Source organism: Candidatus Tisiphia endosymbiont of Temnostethus pusillus, assembly GCF_964264675.1.
Classification (GTDB): domain Bacteria; phylum Pseudomonadota; class Alphaproteobacteria; order Rickettsiales; family Rickettsiaceae; genus Tisiphia.
In genome coordinates, this window is record NZ_OZ183472.1 from 1205618 (window position 1) to 1227123 (window position 21506).

General features: G+C 30.6%; 24 protein-coding genes and 2 pseudogenes. 12 read left to right on the plus strand and 14 right to left on the minus strand.

Going from position 1 to position 21506, the window contains the following annotated elements:
- Nucleotides 1–37: 37 nt before the first annotated feature.
- The 4 genes and pseudogenes from ACFEL2_RS05435 to ACFEL2_RS05450 form a co-directional block, all read right to left on the minus strand.
- On the minus strand, nt 38–817 hold the full coding sequence (locus tag ACFEL2_RS05435) for a hypothetical protein (RefSeq protein WP_341751260.1): 780 nt from the start codon (nt 815–817) through the stop codon (nt 38–40).
- Nucleotides 818–1698: 881 nt separating this feature from the next.
- A pseudogene (locus ACFEL2_RS05440) lies at nt 1699–1991 on the minus strand (tetratricopeptide repeat protein); the annotation flags it as partial.
- Entirely contained in the window at nt 1966–2169 is a 204-nt protein-coding gene (locus tag ACFEL2_RS05445) for a hypothetical protein (protein WP_341751262.1), read from the minus strand. The pseudogene ACFEL2_RS05440 and the gene ACFEL2_RS05445, both read right to left, overlap by 26 nt.
- 50 nt (nt 2170–2219) lie before the next feature.
- Nucleotides 2220–2573 (minus strand): hypothetical protein, encoded by a 354-nt coding sequence (locus ACFEL2_RS05450; protein WP_341751263.1) that lies wholly within the window; start codon nt 2571–2573, stop codon nt 2220–2222.
- A gap of 274 nt (nt 2574–2847) precedes the next feature.
- On the opposite strand from ACFEL2_RS05450, the pseudogene ACFEL2_RS05455 reads away from it, so the two are divergent.
- Nucleotides 2848–2967 (plus strand): annotated as a pseudogene (locus ACFEL2_RS05455) (IS5/IS1182 family transposase); the annotation flags it as partial.
- A 25-nt stretch (nt 2968–2992) separates the two neighbouring features.
- On the opposite strand, the gene ACFEL2_RS05460 reads toward ACFEL2_RS05455, so the two are convergent.
- From ACFEL2_RS05460 to ACFEL2_RS05475, 4 genes are all read right to left on the minus strand, one after another.
- Complete coding sequence (locus ACFEL2_RS05460; protein ID WP_341751264.1) at nt 2993–3649, minus strand: HD domain-containing protein; 657 nt, start codon at nt 3647–3649, stop codon at nt 2993–2995.
- A 142-nt stretch (nt 3650–3791) separates the two neighbouring features.
- Nucleotides 3792–4748 carry an IS110 family transposase gene (locus tag ACFEL2_RS05465; RefSeq protein ID WP_341751265.1) on the minus strand — a complete coding sequence of 319 codons (957 nt, stop codon included), beginning with the start codon at nt 4746–4748 and terminating at the stop codon, nt 3792–3794.
- A 305-nt stretch (nt 4749–5053) separates the two neighbouring features.
- Nucleotides 5054–5734: a hypothetical protein gene (locus ACFEL2_RS05470; protein WP_341751266.1), complete on the minus strand. Its 681-nt coding sequence runs from the start codon at nt 5732–5734 to the stop codon at nt 5054–5056.
- A gap of 2 nt (nt 5735–5736) precedes the next feature.
- Entirely contained in the window at nt 5737–7518 is a 1782-nt protein-coding gene (locus ACFEL2_RS05475) for a Sca4 family protein (protein ID WP_341751267.1), read from the minus strand.
- Between the two features lie 665 nt (nt 7519–8183).
- On the opposite strand from ACFEL2_RS05475, the gene ACFEL2_RS05480 reads away from it, so the two are divergent.
- On the plus strand, nt 8184–8699 hold the full coding sequence (locus tag ACFEL2_RS05480; protein ID WP_341751268.1) for a helix-turn-helix domain-containing protein: 516 nt from the start codon (nt 8184–8186) through the stop codon (nt 8697–8699).
- A gap of 48 nt (nt 8700–8747) precedes the next feature.
- On the opposite strand, the gene ACFEL2_RS05485 is transcribed toward ACFEL2_RS05480, so the two are convergent.
- The 3 genes from ACFEL2_RS05485 to ACFEL2_RS05495 all read right to left on the minus strand — a co-directional run bounded on the left by ACFEL2_RS05485 (nt 8748) and on the right by ACFEL2_RS05495 (nt 9840).
- On the minus strand, nt 8748–9155 hold the full coding sequence (locus tag ACFEL2_RS05485; protein ID WP_341751269.1) for a type II toxin-antitoxin system VapC family toxin: 408 nt from the start codon (nt 9153–9155) through the stop codon (nt 8748–8750).
- 5 nt (nt 9156–9160) lie between these two features.
- Nucleotides 9161–9409: a type II toxin-antitoxin system Phd/YefM family antitoxin gene (locus ACFEL2_RS05490; RefSeq protein ID WP_341751270.1), complete on the minus strand. Its 249-nt coding sequence runs from the start codon at nt 9407–9409 to the stop codon at nt 9161–9163.
- Nucleotides 9410–9600: 191 nt separating this feature from the next.
- Nucleotides 9601–9840 carry a type II toxin-antitoxin system Phd/YefM family antitoxin gene (locus ACFEL2_RS05495; protein ID WP_375331711.1) on the minus strand — a complete coding sequence of 80 codons (240 nt, stop codon included), beginning with the start codon at nt 9838–9840 and terminating at the stop codon, nt 9601–9603.
- Nucleotides 9841–10238: 398 nt separating this feature from the next.
- Between ACFEL2_RS05495 and ACFEL2_RS05500 the strand changes: the two genes are divergently transcribed.
- The 6 genes from ACFEL2_RS05500 (at nt 10239) to ACFEL2_RS05525 (ending at nt 16411) form a co-directional block, all read left to right on the plus strand.
- Nucleotides 10239–10991: a sodium:solute symporter gene (locus tag ACFEL2_RS05500; protein WP_375331712.1), complete on the plus strand. Its 753-nt coding sequence runs from the start codon at nt 10239–10241 to the stop codon at nt 10989–10991.
- Nucleotides 10992–11040: 49 nt separating this feature from the next.
- Nucleotides 11041–12063, plus strand: coding sequence for a transposase (locus ACFEL2_RS05505; protein WP_375332393.1), 1023 nt, complete (start codon nt 11041–11043; stop codon nt 12061–12063).
- A gap of 55 nt (nt 12064–12118) precedes the next feature.
- Nucleotides 12119–14374, plus strand: coding sequence for a hypothetical protein (locus tag ACFEL2_RS05510; protein ID WP_375331713.1), 2256 nt, complete (start codon nt 12119–12121; stop codon nt 14372–14374).
- A complete protein-coding gene (locus tag ACFEL2_RS05515; RefSeq protein WP_341751273.1) occupies nt 14328–14540 on the plus strand; it encodes a hypothetical protein in 213 nt (70 codons plus the stop codon). The genes ACFEL2_RS05510 and ACFEL2_RS05515 overlap by 47 nt, the downstream gene beginning before the upstream one ends.
- Nucleotides 14541–15001: 461 nt before the next feature.
- Nucleotides 15002–15655 carry a hypothetical protein gene (locus ACFEL2_RS05520; protein ID WP_375331714.1) on the plus strand — a complete coding sequence of 218 codons (654 nt, stop codon included), beginning with the start codon at nt 15002–15004 and terminating at the stop codon, nt 15653–15655.
- 489 nt (nt 15656–16144) lie between these two features.
- Entirely contained in the window at nt 16145–16411 is a 267-nt protein-coding gene (locus tag ACFEL2_RS05525) for a hypothetical protein (RefSeq protein WP_341751275.1), read from the plus strand.
- A 141-nt stretch (nt 16412–16552) separates the two neighbouring features.
- On the opposite strand, the gene ACFEL2_RS05530 is transcribed toward ACFEL2_RS05525, so the two are convergent.
- Entirely contained in the window at nt 16553–17419 is an 867-nt protein-coding gene (locus ACFEL2_RS05530; RefSeq protein ID WP_341751276.1) for a Dam family site-specific DNA-(adenine-N6)-methyltransferase, read from the minus strand.
- Between the two features lie 257 nt (nt 17420–17676).
- Between ACFEL2_RS05530 and ACFEL2_RS05535 the strand changes: the two genes are divergently transcribed.
- The 4 genes from ACFEL2_RS05535 (at nt 17677) to ACFEL2_RS05550 (ending at nt 21167) form a co-directional block, all read left to right on the plus strand.
- Entirely contained in the window at nt 17677–18774 is a 1098-nt protein-coding gene (locus tag ACFEL2_RS05535; protein ID WP_341751277.1) for a transposase, read from the plus strand.
- Between the two features lie 198 nt (nt 18775–18972).
- The gene (locus tag ACFEL2_RS05540) at nt 18973–19455 is read left to right on the plus strand and encodes a recombinase family protein (RefSeq protein ID WP_341751278.1); all 483 of its coding nucleotides are present in this window, start codon (nt 18973–18975) and stop codon (nt 19453–19455) included.
- Nucleotides 19456–19623: 168 nt separating this feature from the next.
- Complete coding sequence (locus ACFEL2_RS05545) at nt 19624–20190, plus strand: SCO4402 family protein (protein WP_341751279.1); 567 nt, start codon at nt 19624–19626, stop codon at nt 20188–20190.
- A gap of 290 nt (nt 20191–20480) precedes the next feature.
- The gene (locus tag ACFEL2_RS05550; protein ID WP_341751280.1) at nt 20481–21167 is read left to right on the plus strand and encodes a hypothetical protein; all 687 of its coding nucleotides are present in this window, start codon (nt 20481–20483) and stop codon (nt 21165–21167) included.
- A gap of 15 nt (nt 21168–21182) precedes the next feature.
- On the opposite strand, the gene ACFEL2_RS05555 is transcribed toward ACFEL2_RS05550, so the two are convergent.
- Complete coding sequence (locus ACFEL2_RS05555) at nt 21183–21275, minus strand: Mu transposase C-terminal domain-containing protein (RefSeq protein ID WP_375331615.1); 93 nt, start codon at nt 21273–21275, stop codon at nt 21183–21185.
- Nucleotides 21275–21418, minus strand: coding sequence for a hypothetical protein (locus ACFEL2_RS05560; RefSeq protein WP_375331616.1), 144 nt, complete (start codon nt 21416–21418; stop codon nt 21275–21277). Before ACFEL2_RS05560 ends, ACFEL2_RS05555 begins: the two co-directional genes overlap by 1 nt.
- Between the last annotated feature and the right edge of the window lie 88 nt (nt 21419–21506).

A 21506-nucleotide genomic window follows, 5' to 3' on the forward strand; every position in this document is an offset into this window, starting at 1 on the left:
TAAACAAAAGTATGTTGGTAATTATGGACACGCCCTATTATTCTTGGCAAAAAGTGTTATTAGCTTGAAGCAGATCAGTCTCAAAGCCAACTAACAGTTTCTTAAAACAGCGATATTCTCGTAACTCTGTATAAAGTGTATCACAAATGTTTGGTGAGAAAAAAGCAGTTGATGAATATGTTTCAGAACACTTATTTTCCTGAAATAGCTGGTCAGCAAATTCCCTATATTTCAGGTCAGTTTTTCTTGTTATGTAGTTGAAATCTTCTCTTAGTAAGAAATTAATCTTAACATACTCAACATTTTCGTCTGCATCGAAACTAAAACTCACCTTTTTAAAAACAAGATATACTAAAGCCTCTTCTGATGGGTCAAGAATAGTTTCTGTAAATTTAATTAAATCATATTTTTTAAATATCTTCTCAAACATAGAAGTAGTTAAGTTGCATTTTTTGTTTGTTAAGTTTTTTACTTTTAGAGTAGCCCCCATGTAATCCTGAGAAAATATAGAAATTTTATTTAATTGGGTAAGTTGAAAAGTTTTTGTTGTAGCGGAAAATAAACCTGACGCAGGAATTAAGCTATTTGTATTTTCTAAAGTAGTAATAATTTGCTTGATTTGTTTGGTCTTTTGTTCAGCTTTTTCCGCTCTTGTTGAGAGTATATCATTTATTTTGTATCTTAAAACCTCCCCTACTTCTCCTTTTGGTATAGACGCCAAAAAGCACACACTAAAAATAAAGATTAAACACAATAATATTGCGATTGCCATCTTTATTATAGATAATATTAATTCTATATTAATAATTCTTATCATAAATCCTACATTAATAATCTTAATTAATTTCACAATTCAAAAAACTGTGAGATTGTTGGACCTAGCTTTAAATGCTAGGAAGGTTACAGATTTTGACAGCTCGATGAGCATAATTTTCCTAAGAATTCACTAAATCTTGATATCCATATTATGTGTCACCATGAATATATAGTATATTACTAGTTGTTTAAAATACCCATTTCAAGTAGGTACGACAAACCCCAAAGGTTAGTATTCTAAGATTGTTTCCAACAGCTTCTATAATTTGTGGTATACTTAATTGCTTGAAACATAAAGAATATTACATAAAATCTGCGATAATTTCAAGAGATAAATTATAATTATGGGTTAAATTACAGAAACGGGGCAAAAGCGAACTAGGAGTCGGAATTGCTGTTAATTTCTTCTCTGTTATAGAAAAATATCCTGCAATAATTTATCTTACTCAAATGCCTTATCCCTGCAGGATGATCATGTTTTACGCATTTATATTTTGGTATATCTAATCGTATAATAAGCATTATGCCGTTTTAAAATTAACCACTTCATTAAAAGCACCAAACAAAATGCAGTGCATTATGTAATAACATAAAAAAACTGTTGTTGGTGATCTATCAACCTCATTGTATAGTATTTACGGCTATATTGTATTAAAGTTGCAGTTAGCCGAGTTAATGGTTAAAGAGCTTATACAATTATTGACTCTTTGAAACTATTTCTATGTGTTTTACCATATATGACCCAATACTAAAGATCATGCAAGGAACGGCAAAGTTAAGGAGTTTAAACAGGGAAATTTTTTATATTTTCTTCATATATTTTTTGGGCTTCCGATAACGATAATTACACTATTCTTTCTTATCCCTTATCCCGAATCGACGTAATAAGGATATCCCTTTATTGTTGTAGCTCTCAGCATAATTAGGTTTGTATTTAATGGCAAGATCATAGTTTTTTATTGCTTCTTGGTGTTGCCATAAATACATTAAAGATATACCTTTGTTATAATAGGCTTCTAGGTATTTATAGTTGTATTTAAGAGCAATATCAAAATTTTCTATCGCTTCTCGATATTTTCCTAATATGTTTAAAGAGCCTCCTTTATTATTATATACTGCTCAAAATTTGGTTTATATTTAATAGCCATATCATATGACACTATAGATTCTTGATAGATGCATAAACCAACCACCTATAGCAAAACCAATAGCACCACCAGCAAAAGACCATAGCACGCCCTTAAAACATAAAATGATTAACCCAAAGCTAATGCCCCCTACTATTGAACCAATAGATATGTTCCAAAATCTAACGTGTTTGTTTAAGCAATTATTAAATCGTACTCTTTCCATAATTGAATCTCACAAGTAAAAAACCAATATTGTTACAATTTACACTTGATTTAAGCCATAGCAGCAAGTATGCCCATACAAACAGCACTGCTACCTATAAAAACTGTACCGCCACGAAATACCCGAACGCGACCATCACCTTCAGACATAATGGCTGTGGTAATACCACCAATACCAGCACCATAAACCCAGTAATCCGCGGCAAATTTTACCAGTGGTTCAGTTACACCTTTACCAAATTTACCTAAATCTACTGCTAAACTTTCTGATGTAATAAGGGTAAGTAAAATGCCAATTATTCCATAACTAAGATATAAGAAACTCTTATTCCAGTTGTCATCTAGACAATTTTGTTTGCTAGTTATTTTCTGACTTGTGCCTAGTATTTTCTTTGAATCGACCATAATTCTCCTCTTTTGTTATTTTTTGTTACTTTCTCTGTAGTAAACGGTGTAACTAAACATTAAGTAATAAATTATGTGATCCTTTTAAAAATAAATAGGGGGCATTTTTCCCCATTATTTTTGAAGACTACATACTTAGAAAACAATACCCTTCAATTGCCAAGTATTGGTGTTTGATGTTGTCGTATTTTTAAACTGCTCTGAGATAATAGACCTCTTTCAAAACTAGACTTTAAGGAAGAGAGGTGTTATAAGTATCTGATTTGGAGTAATAATGAAATTCGATCAGGTTAAAGAGTTGGAGGATGAACAGTTTCGTCGATTAACAGGAGTAAAGAAGGTGACATTCTCAAGGATGGTGGATATTTTGAGGCAAAGAGACAATTTGACTAAACTATTAATAAAAAATAAAAAATGTATTAATTCTCCTCTAATGTTTTGATAGCTAATGTGTATAATTCTTGTTCTATCCATTCTACTCGAGCTAGTTTTGCCAACGGGATAAAGTTCTTTAAAGTATCCAAAGCGATTCTTTTCTGTTTTTCTTTTGACTTAATGTAATGAAGAGTTTGCATATTATGTAGCCTATCAGCAAGCTTGATATACCATGCATCTATATCTTCTGACTCACGTAATTTCTGCAAGGCATGTTCTCCTTCAATTTTTATTTTTTTTATTGTAATATCATCAAGCTTCGTCAGTTTGTTAACTAATTCTGCTATTTTTGTGCCAAATGAAAACCATATCTGACTAATAGTAAGTGCTGTATCCTCTACAATATCATGCAATAAGGATGCTGCTATTATTTCAGTTTTACAGGAAATCCCAGCTGCTATTAATGCAACCTGTATTGGATGATGGTAAAATGGCTCACCAGAGTGTCGTTTCTGATCTGCTTGGTGTTTGATAACGTATTTTAATGCCAGTTTTACAACAGGAACATCTATTATGGTACTGTGCCTTTTACTACATGCTTTAATTTTATCTAAGAACTCCTTTCTCAAAAATTCTTGTAGTTGCTGACTATGAGACTCATGTAACGAATGTAGCAGGATAATGACTTTTTTACCGGTCATAAACGACTCCCTATTGAATGTTTACTTTAAAACTTGCTTAGTCTATTAGCAAGGAGCTACTTTTAGTAGCAACGAAGCAATCTAGAAAAATTATTAGATTTGGATCAACTATGTTCGCAATAAAAATTTAAATAAATTTGGTTTAAATTTTTATTGCTTCTGCAGAGCTAGTTAAATCACGTAACTTAGCGTTTGCAATCACAATGATTTTCCGCATTAATGCTACCATCGCCACCATTTTCTTTTTTCCTCTATTGATCAATTTTTCATAAAATACCTTCAGTTCAGAGTTAGAATTTCTAGCAGCCATAGCAGCTACAAACAACATAGGTCTAACAAAACTTCTACCATGACCTGTATGTCTATATCCGCTATATCTACCGCTATCATTAGATATTGGTGCAACACCTACTAATGATGCTATTTGTTTGCGGTTCAATGTACCAAGTTCAGGTAACAAAGCTATAAGCTCATTAGATACTACTGTGCCTATACCACTAATAGTTTGCAGTGTCTCTTTCTTAGCCTGCAAGAGTTTATCTTTTGCTATTAAGTCATCTATTTTTTTAGTAATAGATGCAATTTGTTCTTCTAGTACTTCGATTATTTTAACACAACTAGACTTGATTAAATCAGCTCTCGGGGACTGAAACCTATTTTTTTCTGCAATCAACATTTGTTTGAGGTCGTTCCTACGTCCGACTAATTCATACAAGTTTAAAGCTTGCTTAGATTGTACTTTAAATAGTTCTAATCTTTCTGACCGTTCAAAACCATAAAGTGCTAGAGCTTTAGCATCAAGACTATCAGTTTTAGCTGCATTCCCAAAAGACCTAATAAAGTTTTTAACTTTGCGAGTATTGGCTCTATGTACAGCAAAACCCTGATTGCAAAGCGTTAGTAATAGTTCCATTTCATATCCACCTGTGGTTTCTAAAACACACAATGCAGAACTAATCTCTTTTTTGTAATCCTTGATAAAATCAGCTATTCCATTAGAGTTGTTATTATATTCTTTAGTTTCTTTTTTTCCATGAATAGCAACAACAAAATTGAATTTTCCTATATCAAGACCAATAAAATTATTATATAATGGCATAATACCTCGAAGACTTTTAATGTTTACGATTGTAAGCGGGAGTGCAAAGGCATCCCAATCAACTATTCAAACGTCTCGGGGATTTGGGCTAGAGTACCAAGATCCATACGATCTTAAGACCAATTGCTTCACGGTCGCTCACGCCTGCACAGCGATAGTCATTTAGTATTATTAATGACTATCGCTGTAATACCCCCTTATAAGTCAGTATAAATCATTATTTATATTGACTTCAACATCTATTATATCATACTTTTAACTTACAATTGCTTCGTAGTGCTTACGTACTTCTCGCAATGACGATATCATTCTTGATCATGTAATGCCCCTGCTATTGGCACTTCATCTGTAATTTCAGATAAACAATAATAGGCTGGCTTAACAAAATTACTCCAGTATTTTATTCCGGCTGTTCCAGAGTCTTGGATAGTTTGATAATAGGAATGACCTGATAATTCCTCAACAAAATAAGCAAATGCTTTACCTCTAGACATCATCTCATCACATAATATTTCTCTACCTTCTACCCCTAATTTATGTTGGATGATTTCTAGTAAACATTCTTTGGCTACATTTCGTATTTGAGATGATATTGATATTTTTTCCATTAGTTTAATTGAGTCCTGATCTCCCAACTCGACTCCTATGCTCAGAGTTAAATCAGCAAGGAACTCATCTTTAACAGTACCATAACCTTTTCTTAAATATTCTGACAAATATGAAGCAACCTCTTGTTTCCCTGCCACTAAATGTAAATATAAATCCCAAGCGGTATTTTTTTGGCTATTATTAAATATTTCTTGGCATTCTGAAAGTTCAATATTTTTAACTGTCTCCAACATAGACATGTCTGAGTCATAATTTTTTAAAACTTTGGTCAAATCAATTTGATACTGATTATCTAAATAAGTGTCTATTTTCCCTTGCTCCTGCCTTGATGTATTAGACATCCGTACTCTACTATATAAAAATTGCTTGCCTGGCATAGTTACCTCCCTTTAGTGTTATTTAATTGTAGTTTTGATCTATTTAATGGTGGTGGTGTATTAGATGGAGAATATTTACTCATAAATCTTCCTATCATACGATCTACTTTTTTAGTTGTCTCAGTTTCCATTTTTAAAGACTCATCTATTTTTTTGCTTTCTAGTGGCGGTTTACTGGTATTAATTGACTCTTGTGCTTCCAGCTTTAGTTTTACAAAAATATTCAATTTTTCTTTATCAGGATTAGATTCTGGTAATTTATCAGCCGATAGTTGTATTTTCTTCAGTTTTTCATAAAAAGATTTATCAGCTTCTTCTATCTTGGTCATTACTTTGTCTACATCTTTCTCTCCTTGTCGTCGTATTTTATCAAGTTCAGGTAATTGTTTCTCTACCGAAGTTAAGCCTAATTTCTTATGACCACCACATATTTTTACAAGGTTCTCTAACTCTTCTAATGCCGTACTACTTGCATCTGCTGTTTTTTCTTTGTGATATACCACTGCATGAGTATCATAATGTCTTGCTACTAACTTACCTGTTAGATCAGGATATAATTCAGCAAACTCATATAATGCTTTTCTTTCTTTTTCTCGTGAGCTAGTTAATGGTTGTAATTCATTTAAGATTGCCTGTTCAGGAGACATGTCATGGATATACTGAGAATCTTTTGACATTTTTTCAAATAATTGTCGATTAGCAACATTATCACTCTTTTCTGTTAACTGCATTCCCTGTGATATTGATTCTGCTTGTCGTTTTGCTAACTCATGATGCTCAGCTGTTTTCTGTAATGTTTCTTCGGTTAATTTTTGTTTATCATGATGATATTGCTTTTTTTCTTCTTGCACTAACAAATCACTATTGACTGTATTAACAGTAACTATCATATCCTGAGCAGTAGTAATATTTTGTTGAGATAGGTCGATTTCTTGACCTTTATTCTTCTCCAAAGCTAACATCATTTCTCGATATTTACCTTGGGTCACTGGCAAACTATAGACATGTCCTAGATGTTCTATATAGCCTATTGCCTCATCTCCTTCACCATTAAACCTTACTGGCTTTGGACTACTGATCTCTGACAATTTACCTTGACTATTATAATGAGCAGTAAAATATACTGCTCGGTCTAAGGAAATATTTCGACCATTTTCATCTTTTACAGCTAATGACAAATGCATAGGACCGCTTTTATTTACCAATTCTGTTGGTAAATCTATGGTTCGATAGTTATTGATTTGTTTAAAAGTGCCATCTGACAAAGAGACTAGAGTATTAATTTTATGAGTTGTTTCCTTGATAGTAGCTAACTCATCACCTGAATCATTTCTTACTATTTGGCTTCTGATATTGTCTTGCCTATCATCATCTTGCCAACTTATTGTATGAAATCGATCAGCAAAATTATGGTGAATTTTCTTATAGCCTGCTATCTCTGTTCTTTCTAATTCAGCTTTAACTTTGCTATCTAGAAATGCTTGGTTAATTATTGCCCTGTTATTGACATTTTTAAGATATTCAGCAAATTCCTGATCGTCATGGTAATTTACTGTTACATCAAGATTCGCAGCGATATAATCTTTTAAGATATTCCGCTGTTTTTGCAGGATTTCTTGTCTAATGGCTTGAGTAATAGGGTCTAATTCTTCTTCTATACCAAAGAATCTGCTACTACTGACTGAATTAGTTAAAGTAACTAAGTCTTGTGCTTCTTCTGTTGGTTCTATAACTTCAGTAATATTCTCTTCAAGAATATTACTGAGTTGTGGGTTATCTTTCATAATACTACTTTATTAATGACGTATGTGTTTATAACTTGTCATTGCGAGGAGCTACTTTAAGCTGAGTTTGATGAAACAAGTTTGATGTCACCCCTGCGAAAACAGGGGTCTAGAAAAGTCTAAATAGTGTTCTTGACTATTTTTTAAGATACCTGCTTTCGCAGGTATGACATAAAACAATTGCTTCGTCGCCTTACTCCTTCTTACAATGACGTTAGTATTGGGCTAGCTATACTATGGTATTGCTGATACTTATGTTATAGAACTGCAAAAATAATAGAATTTGACTAGAGGGAGAGATTTGTGTATGATCATAGTTACACCTCAATAATGGTTGTAATTTAATAGCAATAGCTATTGGATTAATTTCACTAGTAAGTACTTGTAGCCTTGTAAACTTTAGAGTACTTACTAGTTTATAACCTAAATGTAACATTCAAGTTTTAACTTTATTAATAAGTTAAACGCTTGAATGTTACACTGGGCTTTTTTAGTTTGAGATATAGCAAAGTATATTCTTTGCTTTAAAAAATTAATCAATAATCATTGGTCTTTTTTTTATACTCTCATTCTATTTTTGGGAGTCTAGTATAATTATTTTGAGGTGTCAAGAAAAAATGAATTACCGTAATTCATTTTATTAGAGATATTAAATTATTTAAAGTATGGCTCTTGTTCATCAAATACAAATATTTTTAACACATAAATTAAAAGATAATAATTTAAAACGTAAAGCTTTTGCACAAGAGAGTAATATTTTATATAGAACCGTATGTAATATCATCAATTCTATAGGAGCTAATCCGGAATTGGAAACTATATTGAAAATTGCTAATTATTTTAGATGTTCTATGAACGAAGTAATTGGTAGAAATGAATATGTTTCTATAAATCAAAAAGATTATAACTTTCAAATAATTAATTCAGAAGATATAAGTATTAATTTAAGACATTTTCTTAATAAAAAACTTAAAGAGAAAAATATTAATCCATATCAATTAGGTATAATTATTGGTTTTAGTCAAAATGTTATTCCCAAATTTTTAAAAGAAAATAATCCTAAGAAGACACTTACTAGTACAGTTGCAGTAGCATTAGCGGATTATTTTCAAGTATCACTAGATGAAATGGTTGGCAGAATTAAGCCTACTACCTCTGATAATAATGAACCTTCTCAATAAAACTCCAACAGTTAGAGTGTTATAAATATATTATATGAATTATCAAGGTTAAAATGGGTTAATTATTTCAAGACCTAAATAACTGAAGTCTTTAACATTCCGTGTTACTAAAATAAGATCAAAATGTAAAGCTGTAGCAGCAATTAAACTATCAACAGCTGGTAACGTTCTACCTAACTGAGCTTGTATTACTCCCCATTTATTAGCTACTTGCTGATCAATAGGTAAAATACGACCGGCAAACCACGATGTTAAATCTTGATCCAACCATATACAGACCTTTTCTCTTCTTTTTATATCTGTAATCTTACCAATACCCTTGCGTATTTCTCCTATGGTTAAAACACTTAAATATAAGTCTCGATTTTGTACAGCATTAAACCACTCTACTACCCGTGTATTTTGTTTTACTTTGATAAGTTCAGAAATTACATTTGTATCAATTAAGTAACTCATTTAAATTACAACTCAATTTCTCGACAAGAACTTTTGTCCCTTTCAAGATCAATTTTCAACCCTCTTAGCGGAGAATTTTGTAGAAATTGAACAAAAGAGGATTTTGGAGAGATTAAGTCAACATATTGGTTGATTGATATTATAACAGCCATAGTTTTACCTTTAACACTAATTTCTTGAGGACCATCATTAACTGCTTTTTGTATTATCTCACTTAGCTTTGTTTTCACTTCTTGAATTTGCCATTTTTTCATATAATCATTTTCCAAATGAACTTGATAATTTAAAACTAGTCTATTTTAGCAAATAATATTTTATTTAAAAATAAGTTATTTCTATGCATAATCGATGTGAAGTAATTAGGTATACATTGTAACAATGGGTAATTTTTTTGGTTCAGACAATGCCCATATTAAAGTATGAGTGTCAAGTAATAATCTCACAACTACTCCTTTATCCCTAACCTTGTTGCCATTTCTTCAGACCATTTGTCAAAATCTTTAGTTACTTTAATTTTATCTTTAAATATCCCAAGCCTATTAATAGATTTCACAGGATTGTATTTAACGATTTTAGCAATTGGTTTCCCCACTTTTTCAATAATCACTTCTTCATTTTTGTCTTCTACTTCTTTTAGTAGAGATGATAAGTGAGATTTGGCAGAAGTAATGTTTACTAGATACATAAAGTTTAATTTACTTTTTACTAAGCTTAATATTAGTTCAATTAAATATGTTTATCAACCATAATTAAGTAAAAATATCAATAACATTATATTGACTTTATACAAGTATATATTTAAAATTTAAGGCGGAATTACTGCAAAGTAATTCTGGAGTTTCAAAACCTCCTTTAAGCAGCGGTGTGCATTTACCGTAAAATGGTGCTTCTCGGTTTTTATGGTCGGGGGGATGGTAATCGTATGTTCGGCTTAAGTGTTTACATTTAAGCCCGACGGTTACCATAGCTGTCTGCTTACAGTGTTTTGAACTCCCCGATCACCAATCTAGATTCACTTTCTCTAAAAATCTTGTATTTGGTGGTCAAAAACTTACAGTTTATTGACATTCAGGGGAAGATTATATGCATTTAAGTTGGGATTGGGATACAATCATTTTTTCTATTTTTCTAATTTTTAACTTAGCAGTAGGTCTATTTTATAGTCGTGGTATAAAAAATATTAACGAATATGCTATAGGAAACCGCAATTTCTCCACCAGTACTATAACTGCTACAATTATTGCCACTTGTATAGGGGGCGGTTTCTTTTCTGAGGCAGTTAGTGAATCGTATAAACAAGGTTTATATTTTATCATTCCAGCAATTGGTGAACCTTTGGCTCTCATAATTGTTGGTTACTTATTAGCTCCACGTATGGCAGAGTTTTTAGGTAATCTTTCCATAGCTGAAGCTATGGGTACTCTATATGGTAAAAAAGTTCAATTGATTACAGCTATAGTAGGTATTTTCCTTTGCACCGGAATAGTTGCCTTGCAATTTAAGGTTTCAGCTACCATGCTGCAACTTTTCTTTAATCTTTCTAGTTTTTATGCTGTTTTGGCAAGTGCTGTTATAGTAATATTATATTCGGCTTTTGGTGGTATAAAAGCTGTTACTTTTACAGATATAATACAATTCTTTACTTTTGGCACTATCATTCCTGTAATTACTTTAATGATTTGGGGAACTCTCCATGATCCTCATAAAGTTTTTGTAACAATTAATGAGAATCCTTTATTTGATTATAGGCAGCTATTTAATTTTAACTCTAAGTCTATAAGCTCCTTTTTGCTGTTATTATTTCAAAACTTACGCTATGAGAAAAAAAAATGGTAAATTATGTTGAGTATAATTTACAAATGCCAAGAGGATAAAATTGCAAGCAATACCAATTAATAGGACAGATTATTGTCAATTTCTAATAGTGAGTCAAAAGAATTACAGTTTGACCTACTATGCTGAACATGCCAAAAAATGTAGCCATGATGTTATTAATAGATTTTTAAAAAATGAAAAATATACACCTTCTTTGTTATGGGAACATATTAAGGATGATGTTATTTTATCGCCTAACGGATATACAATATTTGATGATACGGTGTTAAATAAAAGAAATACCAAGAAAATAGAGATTGCTAGATCGCAGTACAGTGGGGCTACAGGTGGTATTACTACTGGTATAGGAGTAGTAAGTTTGGTATATTATAATCCGGATATTAATAAGTTTTGGGTAATAGATTATCGAATTTTTTCGCCTGAACATGATGGAGCGACAAAACTAGAACACCTATTAAATATGTTAAATAATGCTGTGTATAGCAAAAAGATTCCTTTTCAAACTGTGCTTTTTGACACATGGTATGCTACGCATAAAATTATGCAACATGTTGATTCTTTGGGTAAATATTATTATGCTCCTATTAAAGCAAATAGAAACGTTACTAAAACTTCCTCTTCTAAGCCTTATAAAGCTGTTAGCAAGTTAACGTTTTCAGATGAAGAAATTAAGAGCGGAGTAGAGATTCATATAAAGGGCTTTGCAAAAGATAAGCATGTTAATTTGTTTAAACTTACTGTTTCTACCAACAGAGTTGATTATATTGTTACCAATAACAAAACTCAAAAATCTTCTAAAGCCGTACAAGATGAGTGTGGCTTTCGTTGGGTAATTGAGAGCATGCATAGAGAAATCAAGCAACTTACCGGTATAGAACGATGCCAATGCAGAAAACAACGCATCCAGCGTAATCACATTAGTTGTGCATTTTTAGTGTGGGCTTTTCTAAAAAGAACTGCACACAAAATAGGTAAGACGGTTTATCAAATAAAGTTAGGGCTTTTAGATCATTATATGCAACAGCAGCTGCGTTCACCCTCTTTACGCTATTTAGAACCTTACATAGCGTAAGTTTTGATTTTTTCTAATCCCAGGTTTTCAACCGGTTTTTTTTCAAAGATTGGCGATGGCTAAGAATATCACACAAGTTAGAGAGTCTTTTATAACAGCAGGTTTAATATGTCTTGTAATATTAGTAATAATAATGTGGGTTGGAATATTATTACTGGCAGACAATCCTAATCTTAACCCTAATAACTTGTTAGCCCATATTATAGAGAATTACAGCTATTCAGGATTAAGAGGACTTACTGCTATAGGTATTATAGCGATAATCATGTCTACGGCAGACTCATACATTAATTCTGCAGCTATATTATTCACTAATGATATTTTTAAATTATTAGATTCTAAGGTTATAAGAAAGATACGTAATAATCTTAGTGATCTCATTATATTACGTATTCTTGCTGTCTTTGTTGGTATTTCTGCTATTTTCCTAGCTTTTAAAGCAAAGAGTATACTTGCTTTACTGTTAATAGCATTAGATTTCTATATGCCTGTAGTTTCAGTACCTTTCCTCTTAGCAATTCTAGGTTTTCGTAGTAGTAATAAAGCAGTATTAATGGGAATGTTTGCCGGATTTATTACAGCAGTTAGTTTTAAAGTCCTAAATGTAAAAATGGAACCTATAGTACCAGCTATGGTAGCTAATTTGTTAACTTTGATGTTTAACCATTACTTTTTTAAACAAGCTGGTGGTTGGATTGGTGTGAAAGACCCAAGCCCCATCATCGCTCTTAGACTTGAACGTAAAAGAAAATTTAGGAAAATTATTAGTGCAATCAAACAATTTAATCTGATAAATTTTTGTAAAGGTAATCTACCAAAAAATGAAATTACTTATTTTCTATTTGGCTTCTTTGTAATAGTTTCCACTTATTCATCATTATTTACTATCCCAGAATATTATAGCACAAAATATGCTAATATTTATCACTTCATTCACCATTCAGTATTAATAATAGCTACCGGATTTGTAACTTATTCGATATGGCCTCCTAGATTTAAAAACGAGATATTTATCGCATTAGCTTGGAATTTAGGTATTTTATATCTGTTGATTTGTGTTGGAAGTATGTTGGTTATGATTAGCGAATTTCATCAACTACAATTAATGATATTTATTATTAACTTGTTAGTTACGGGAATATTGCTTAGGTGGCAGATAGCTTTATTTATCACAATTTTTGGCACATTCACATCATTACAATTTTTTAAATGTTGTATGGGTAAATATTATTTAACTAGTAATTTTGGTAATATACAATTCCAAATAATTTACCTTTTATTACTATTTAGTAGTGTACTAATAGCATTTCTGAAACCAAAACAAAAATATGAAGAATTGTCTGAGACCATGAAGAGTGTATGGGAAACAAAATCAAGAAAACTAACACATGATTTGATAAAAATAGCACAACATGAAGAAGAGTTTTTTAATAGAATAGAAGCTCAAGAACAACAGCAACTTCATAGCTTGCAACTCCAATTTAAAGCATTATGTACAAAACTACAAAAAACAGATAATAAAGACCAAATTTCTCGGATTACTGAAGAATTATATGAAGTAGCAAAACGAATAGAGGCTTGGGCTTTATATCTTTCGACTATTACTCACAGAGTAAGACGTCAAGTGCATATTAAGCCTACTAAAATTAACATTATGGATTTAGTAAATGAAGTAGTAGTAGAATGTGAAAAATTATCTGATCAACCATTACGGTTTGTTAACCAATATGCAATAAAATATCATAATATAACATGCGATCCAAAAAAACTGAAGGCAGTAATAAAAAGCCTGTTGATTCATGCTATCAACAATAATGTTGATAGTAATCTAGTGAGTATTTTTCTAGAGGATGAAGTTCTAGATTTTAAGGTAAATATCTCGGAAACTACTAAAAGTAAAAAATCAATTGAAGCAGTAAGACTAACAATAAAAAATCAAGGAGATCACCTTACTGAACAACAACTTAAATTAATTTTCACTCCAACTTTTAGGGAAACTAATGAACTAACTTTTTTTGAGTGTTCTAATATTATAGATGCTCACTATGGGAATTTTAAGGTCGATAATAACCAAGATAAAGGTATAAATTATAATATCACTATTCCTGCTAATATTAAGGAGATTCGACCTAAAGTAATGGATTTGCCTGATATAAGGATTGAGAACTTTGAAAAGATTACAGAGATATTTTTACAGGAACAAAAGGACGATAGATTAAATATAGCACAAAAATTACTGCAAGCAGGGGTTGACTTTGATATTATTGAGCAAGCTACCTTACTTAAAAAGGAAGAAATTACCAATATTTAGTGGCTGGAAAAGGAAGCATTTAATAGGAGCAATTAATTTATCTGATTTGCAATTAGTTAGCACAGATAATCCTAAAATAAACGGGGATTATGTAATCAATTTTCTACAAAAATTAGAAGCAGAAAATCCTAATAAAGAGAAGATATATTTGATTTGTGATTTTTAAATAGCTTAGATTAATATTACCATTTAGATAATTTCTTAACTTTACTTTTTGTGGGATACTAAGAAATTTATTATTTTCTTGAAGATATTATTCCAAATAATAGATTATTTCAAATAATTCTATTATTTGATCTGTTATAGTCAATTGATGAGAATTTGGTGACGTCGTCACTCGTCAGTTAGAAAACAATACTCTTCAACTACCAAGCATTGGTGTTTGATATTGTCGTATTTTTTAAGATAATATTTTCCTAGTGTCTCTATTCTACCGCTGATCTATTAAATTTCGCAAAAAAATACCCTAGGCAAAAACTTTCTCTAGACTCTGTCAATTAGTGGGATTAAATGTGGTGTGGATACTACGCAGGGTGGTGTCAAATACCGAGGTTAGACAAGAAATAGGATGATTTTTAAATCTAACCTCAGTGTCCATTTTTATAGACAAAAATAGGGGTTAATTATATGGTGAGCGATATTAAAGATCAACAACAAAACTACTTAACAAATGAAGAAATAAATAATCTCAGTGAAGTCTCTATACGACTGTTTTGCAAGATCTTCCAAAGCAACAATAGAACGGAGCTAAATCTTGAACAAATTAGACTTGGAGCAGAAGGAGCTGAGTTAGTTGCCAAGTTTCTTGAAAATAATAAAATTATCACCTATATAAATCTTACCGAAACTAATATAGGTTATCAGGGGATAAAGCATCTTGTTAAAGCATTAGAGAATAATATTACTTTAACTGATATAGACCTTGAATACAACAATATTGGAGATCAAGGAGCAATCATACTGGCACAATTCCTAACAAATAATAAAACCATCAAGCGAATAAATCTCAATGTCAATAATATTAATGATGAGGGGTTTGTACAACTTTTCAAGGTCTTAGAAATTAATAGGACTATAAGGCAAGTAAAGCTTAGTTATAATAATATTAGTGATAAGGGGGTAATGGAATTGGTAAAAAGTTTAAATACTAATAAAATTAGTAGCGAAATAATAATGGATTATATAGATCTTGAAAACAATGATATTAGTTATGAAGTGTTAGAGCTATTAATTAAAGTGCTAGAGGAAAATAATAAAAAACTGGTGGATAACTATAACTGAGATATAGGGTTTCCACCACTCCTCCTCCTTTTTAGTTAATCTTATATTTTTACTTTTATAAGGACTAACTGAATAACATTTAACAACTGTTTAAAATTTTTAAATTTTAAACAGTTACATCAATAATAAATACTCCAAAAAATGTCAATAATGTTGCAATTAGCCACAATGGCTAATTACTTATCTAGCTATTTAACCATAACTATAATAATAACTGTAATAAGTGAAATTTGATTTAATTATAGCGATTATTTACTGATGTCTCATCTTTGCAGCTGTTCTTCATATTTTCAAGAAATAATCATATTTATTCCACGATCTCACTGTACTCTTAGGATTATATCAGATAAATGTGTATCTGTTGTTGCGTTGTAGTTGCAAGTAACATCAAAGTAAGTACCACAAGGTTAGAATTAAAACACCAATTTTACTCATCTAACCTTGTGATACACCGTTTTTCATAACCTCAAAAAACAGTAGGAAAATCATATGTCCAATAATGATGAAAATCAACAAGAAGTTAAAGAAATTACTAATTTGTACGAACTTCAACCACAATTAGTGGAAGCACGACTACTCTTAGAAAGGTTTTTAAAAACAGCTTGTTCTAATGATAAGTTAATGAAAAAAATATACGAATACTCCGGTGATAGCTCTACAACCATTATATGGTATTTACAGCAAGTCATAAAATATTTAGATGCCATAATTATTAATAATAAAGTGATTATCGATGCTTTAGCTGGTAAATTTTAGTAAAATTACTTATCTTTATTTTTTTAATCTGTGATATCAAGATAACAAAGTAGGGTTTAGTAGAGTAGACGGAAAAGGTATCCTTTACGTCTACTCTAACTAAAATTATTATTTAGAAATATTTATATAATGATTTTTGGTTCAATAATTTGTTATTAATAATTCATTAGATATTTTTCTATAATTTGACATAGAATATTTAACGGTAATAGTGCTAATATTAAAACCTTTATATAAATCTCTAATAAAGCTTGTATCACTGTTAGAGAGCATAAGTTTTACACCTTTATTACTTAATTCTTTGGCAAAATTACTAAGTCTTACTTGGTCATTTTCACCAAATGGTAACCTAGTATAAAAAGTTTCACCTGATTTATGATAAGGTGGATCAAAATAAACAAAATCATTGGTCTTAGGTTCAATAAAAGAGAAATCACTTGTGTAAATTAGAGTATTTTGTAAAAGATTGCTGCATTGGTTAAGTATGGTAGCAAAATTATTAGATTGACAATATTTCCTTGTAGAATAAGACATTTGTACTTGGTTATATTTATTTACTCGATATACCCCTCTAAAAGAATATCGATTTAAATATAAAAATCTTGCAGTAATCTCTAGAGGATCATTACTATTAATATTATTATCTCTGACTTGATAATAATACTCTTTACTATGTTTTAGCTTATATAATTCACATAATGCAATAATTTTTGTTGGATTCTTTTTGACAGCATTGTAGCTTGTTGTAAGTTCAAGATTAATATCAGATAAAAAACACTTGTTGAATTTATCTTTTACTTGGAAAAACAGTGCTCCACCACCAAGAAAAGGTTCATAATAATCATTTAAATCTAATGGAATGCGTTCAAGCAATTTATCAATAAATTTTCTTTTCCCTCCTACCCATTGAAAAAATGGACTAATAATGGGATTAACTGTAGTACGAATAGCAGTTATTTTAGTAGCCGTGTTGATGCTTTCATTTCTAGTAATTTGCTGCTGGGTCATTTAAATTTATCCTTCAATTATTCTCTAGAAAAGCATAAGAGATTAACTAAAAACGAATAGTTGACATTTTTACCCATTTATTTTGTTGTTTAACCCGAGTTGCCAATTAATTTATAAGAGCAGAGCTAGATTTTAACGTTTGAGGTTAATTTGTAACATTAAAACACTTAATATCTCATCTTACGCAGAGTAAAGAAAAGCTGGATAAAAATAATGGTTAAAATATAGTTAGTTGTATCAAATAAAGATTAATAAAAATGTATGAAACCTTAGATATCTATAGTGATTATTTAATTTGCCAAAATAACAAAGCAACAGCTACTGGATTAGCTGATTTATTATGCGGCGAGATAAGTTATGATAAGTTTACTAGATTTTTAAATGGTAAGGCTTTAGGATCAGTAGAACTTTGGACTTACATCAAAGCCGAAGTCAGGAGAAATGAGAAGAAAGCAGGCGGTGTTTTAATATTAGATGATTCAATTGAAGAGAAGCCATATACTGATGAGAACGAGATTATGTGTTGGCATTATTCGCATGCTAAATCTAGGCATGTTAAAGGTGTAAATATACTATCATGCCTTGTTCGTTATGGAAACGTTACTTTAGCAGTAGGATATGAGATTGTCCATAAGGATGTAGTTTTTTCTGATATAGCCAGTAAAAAAATCAAGAAGAAAGCTAGCCTAACTAAAAACGAACATTTTCGTAATTTGATAAAACAAAGTATGGCAAACAAAGTGTTGTTTGAATATGTGCTAGCCGATAACTGGTTTGGAGCAAAAGATAATTTGGAATATATACATAATTTGAATAAGTATTTTATAATCGGTATAAAGTCAAATCGTACTCTTGCTTTGTCGCTAGAAGATAAAATAAAAGGTCAATTTCAACAAGTGACATCATTAAATCTGAAAGATGGTCAGTCGATTAAGGTGTGGCTTAAGGGGCTAGAATTTCCCGTAATGCTCATTAAAAAAGTCTTCATAAACGAAGATAACTCAACTGGTATTCTCTATTTAGTTTCAAATGATCTTAACCATGATGCTGATCATCTATACGAAATCTACCAAAAACGGTGGCAAATAGAGGTTTATCATAAATCAATAAAGCAAAATGCTAGTTTAGCGAAATCACCAACAAAAAAGGTTATATCACAATCGAATCATATTTTTGCTTCAATTATAGCTTTTTGTAAACTTGAGATACTCCAATTAAAAACTTGTATGAATCATTTTGCACTTAAGTATAAATTAATTTTACGAGCAAATCAGGCTGCCATGTTGGAACTACAACCAAGGAATATGCGAGAGATGATAATATTGATGATGAATAAGACAAACCTTAGCTTATGAAAAAACTGTTTAACTTACAGGCTCAAATGAAGTCGTTAAGGTGATAATGTTAAAGTTCATAAGTTAGCGAATTCCATCAGGGCTATGGCACTTTATTGAGCCTTAAGTCGAATACATGACTGCATTTGCTTTTTTTCTGTCAAGTATTATTTTTTTCTTGCATTTTTGGGTAGTTCCATACATGAGTTATTAAAAAATATGGGATGTAAAGAAGTCTATTTTGAAATTATTAGCGGTACGAATTCTAAAAGACCTGAGCTAACAAAACTATTAGATAGCATTCAAGTTGGTAATACTTTAGTTATTGCTTCCATTGATAGGTTAGGTAGAAGTTTAAAAGATTTGATAGATATAATTAGCCACTTAAAAAGTCATTCTATAAATTTTCAGAGTCTAAAGGAACAAATGGATACTGGAACAGACGCAGGAATGTTGATGTTCAATATGATGGGTTCTATAGCTGATTTTGAAAGAAGCTTAATAAATAGAAGAATTTATGAAGGGGTGAAAAGAGCAAAAGAACTAGGAAAGTATAAAGGTCGAGTTCATTCATCAGATAAATCCGTAAGAAAGGAATATGTAAAAATGATGAAAACTGGCAATTATCCAGTATCATATATAGCAAAAATGGCAAAAATTTCTAGACAAACCCTTTATAACTGGCAAGCAGAGTTAGCATAATTAAAGTGTTTCTATACTAGACTATGCTAAAATTAGTAGTTTACAATGGTAAAAAGTATCAAAACTTACGCTATTTAGAACCTCACATAGCGTAAGTTTTGTACACTTTAATTCTTATATTTGGTATATACTATCAACACAGTACAAGAACATTATGTTAGGGAAAAAATGATTTGGATCACTTCGCCATATTTAAGACATAATATATTTAGTACCTTTGAAGAATTATCTAATAAGGAGAGGCAATTGAAAGAGTGGATAGGAGGAGCAGTACATGGATATTGGGATAATTTATGCTATTATATATTTAACGATTTATATGATGAGGGGTTGGAAATCCCTATGGGAGCAAGGCAGAGCTTAATTCGTATATTATACACTCGAGAAGAAGTAAATGAGGTTTATAATTTTGCTTGTTTTCTTGATAATTTAACTGAGGAAATAGGAGATTTGCAACCAGATTATGCTTATATTAACCATCCTCAATGGTCAAAAGTATGGAGATGGTCTAAAAATATATATGATATGATGGGTAAGAATAATAAAAAGTATAATTTTTACGAAGAGTGTTATGAAAAGTTTAATAACATGGACTTTCATGAGTATGGAACGTATGTAGAACGTAAAAATGCAGAAGCAGGAAATGAAATGATACCATACGAGAAGCCAATAATTTATAAACGATCTGAATTAGACAAAAACTTAAATAATTTAATTACAGATGTATTCGCATAGATTTTTTATTATAAAAGGCTCTAGATTTTTAACTGTGTAAATTTAAAAATAGGCACTAAATTCGGTCCTCAAATTTTATCAGAAAATGGGTCATGGCTTCGCCCCAGTTTTGGATGGGCATACTCCATTTTCGCGTAATGTAATTAATTAAAAAAAAGTATAATATTATAACGATTGTTTATTTTATTGCTTTCCTAGCAATAGGATTTATATATTTCCTAATAATAAGATTTACATTTGAATGGTTGAAATTGAAGTTTATTCTAGAGCAATTCCTTGCTTCAATAGCTATGAGCTTTTGTTTAATATTCACAATATCCCCTATTTATGTATTTTTTGAAGATAGGTCAATTACCAATCAACTTATTAAAGAATTAGAAAAATCTAATAATGAAACTAAGAGCTATTCTATACTTTTTTCCACCATTACAAAAATCTTACAAATAGATCAAGTAAATAAATTGATCAGTACAGAGAATAAAGATACCCCTTATAACCTAGGACGTTATGTTGGTGCGACTTTAAAAATAAAAAACTTAACAGATAAAACATGTAACCTTACTCCTTCTTTCTTTGAGAAGTTATTTGGGAAATATGATAAAATAGAAATTACAAAAAATACTCTTGTTCCAAATGAAGAAACCTTGATATATATCGTTTTTAGAAATATCAGTAGTATCCATATATTTGAATCTAATTCTTTAAATTATAAATGGGTTGGATTAAAACAAACTGCTGATGAGAAAGAGTATAATAGGATAAATACACTACTAAATCATTATGATTATATATTACATAAAACTTCAGAGTTTCATAAAAACTGGATTGGAACTGAGAGTGAGCGTTGTAAAGATAGAAATAGTGATAGCTGTATATTTTATAAAGATAATGTTTCTAAATTAGAATATTTTACTGACTTACAAAATAGGATTAATACAGAAATACCGCTGGTTATTGAGCAACATTTTTGTAAATGATTTTTATGCTATTTATCAGAATTTACCTTTATAGTAAATACGTATTGAAGTAATATCAGAGGGGAGATAACGTATAACCACTAATTCACCAACATATTCTGCAAGCATTATATTAATGTAACGTAATCCTTACTAATTTCATTTAGTTGTTTTAAGGTAAGTGTTTTCTTACTAGATAATGTAGCTTGTAAAAAGATTTTTGTATCAAGATGTGTACTTGGAAAGCTGATATTATGCAAACCATCAACCATTTTATTAGGCAAAGAGAAGATACTATAATAGTTTGCAAACTTTTATGTTTAGATAAATCACTAAAAGAAATGATTACATTTTTTCATC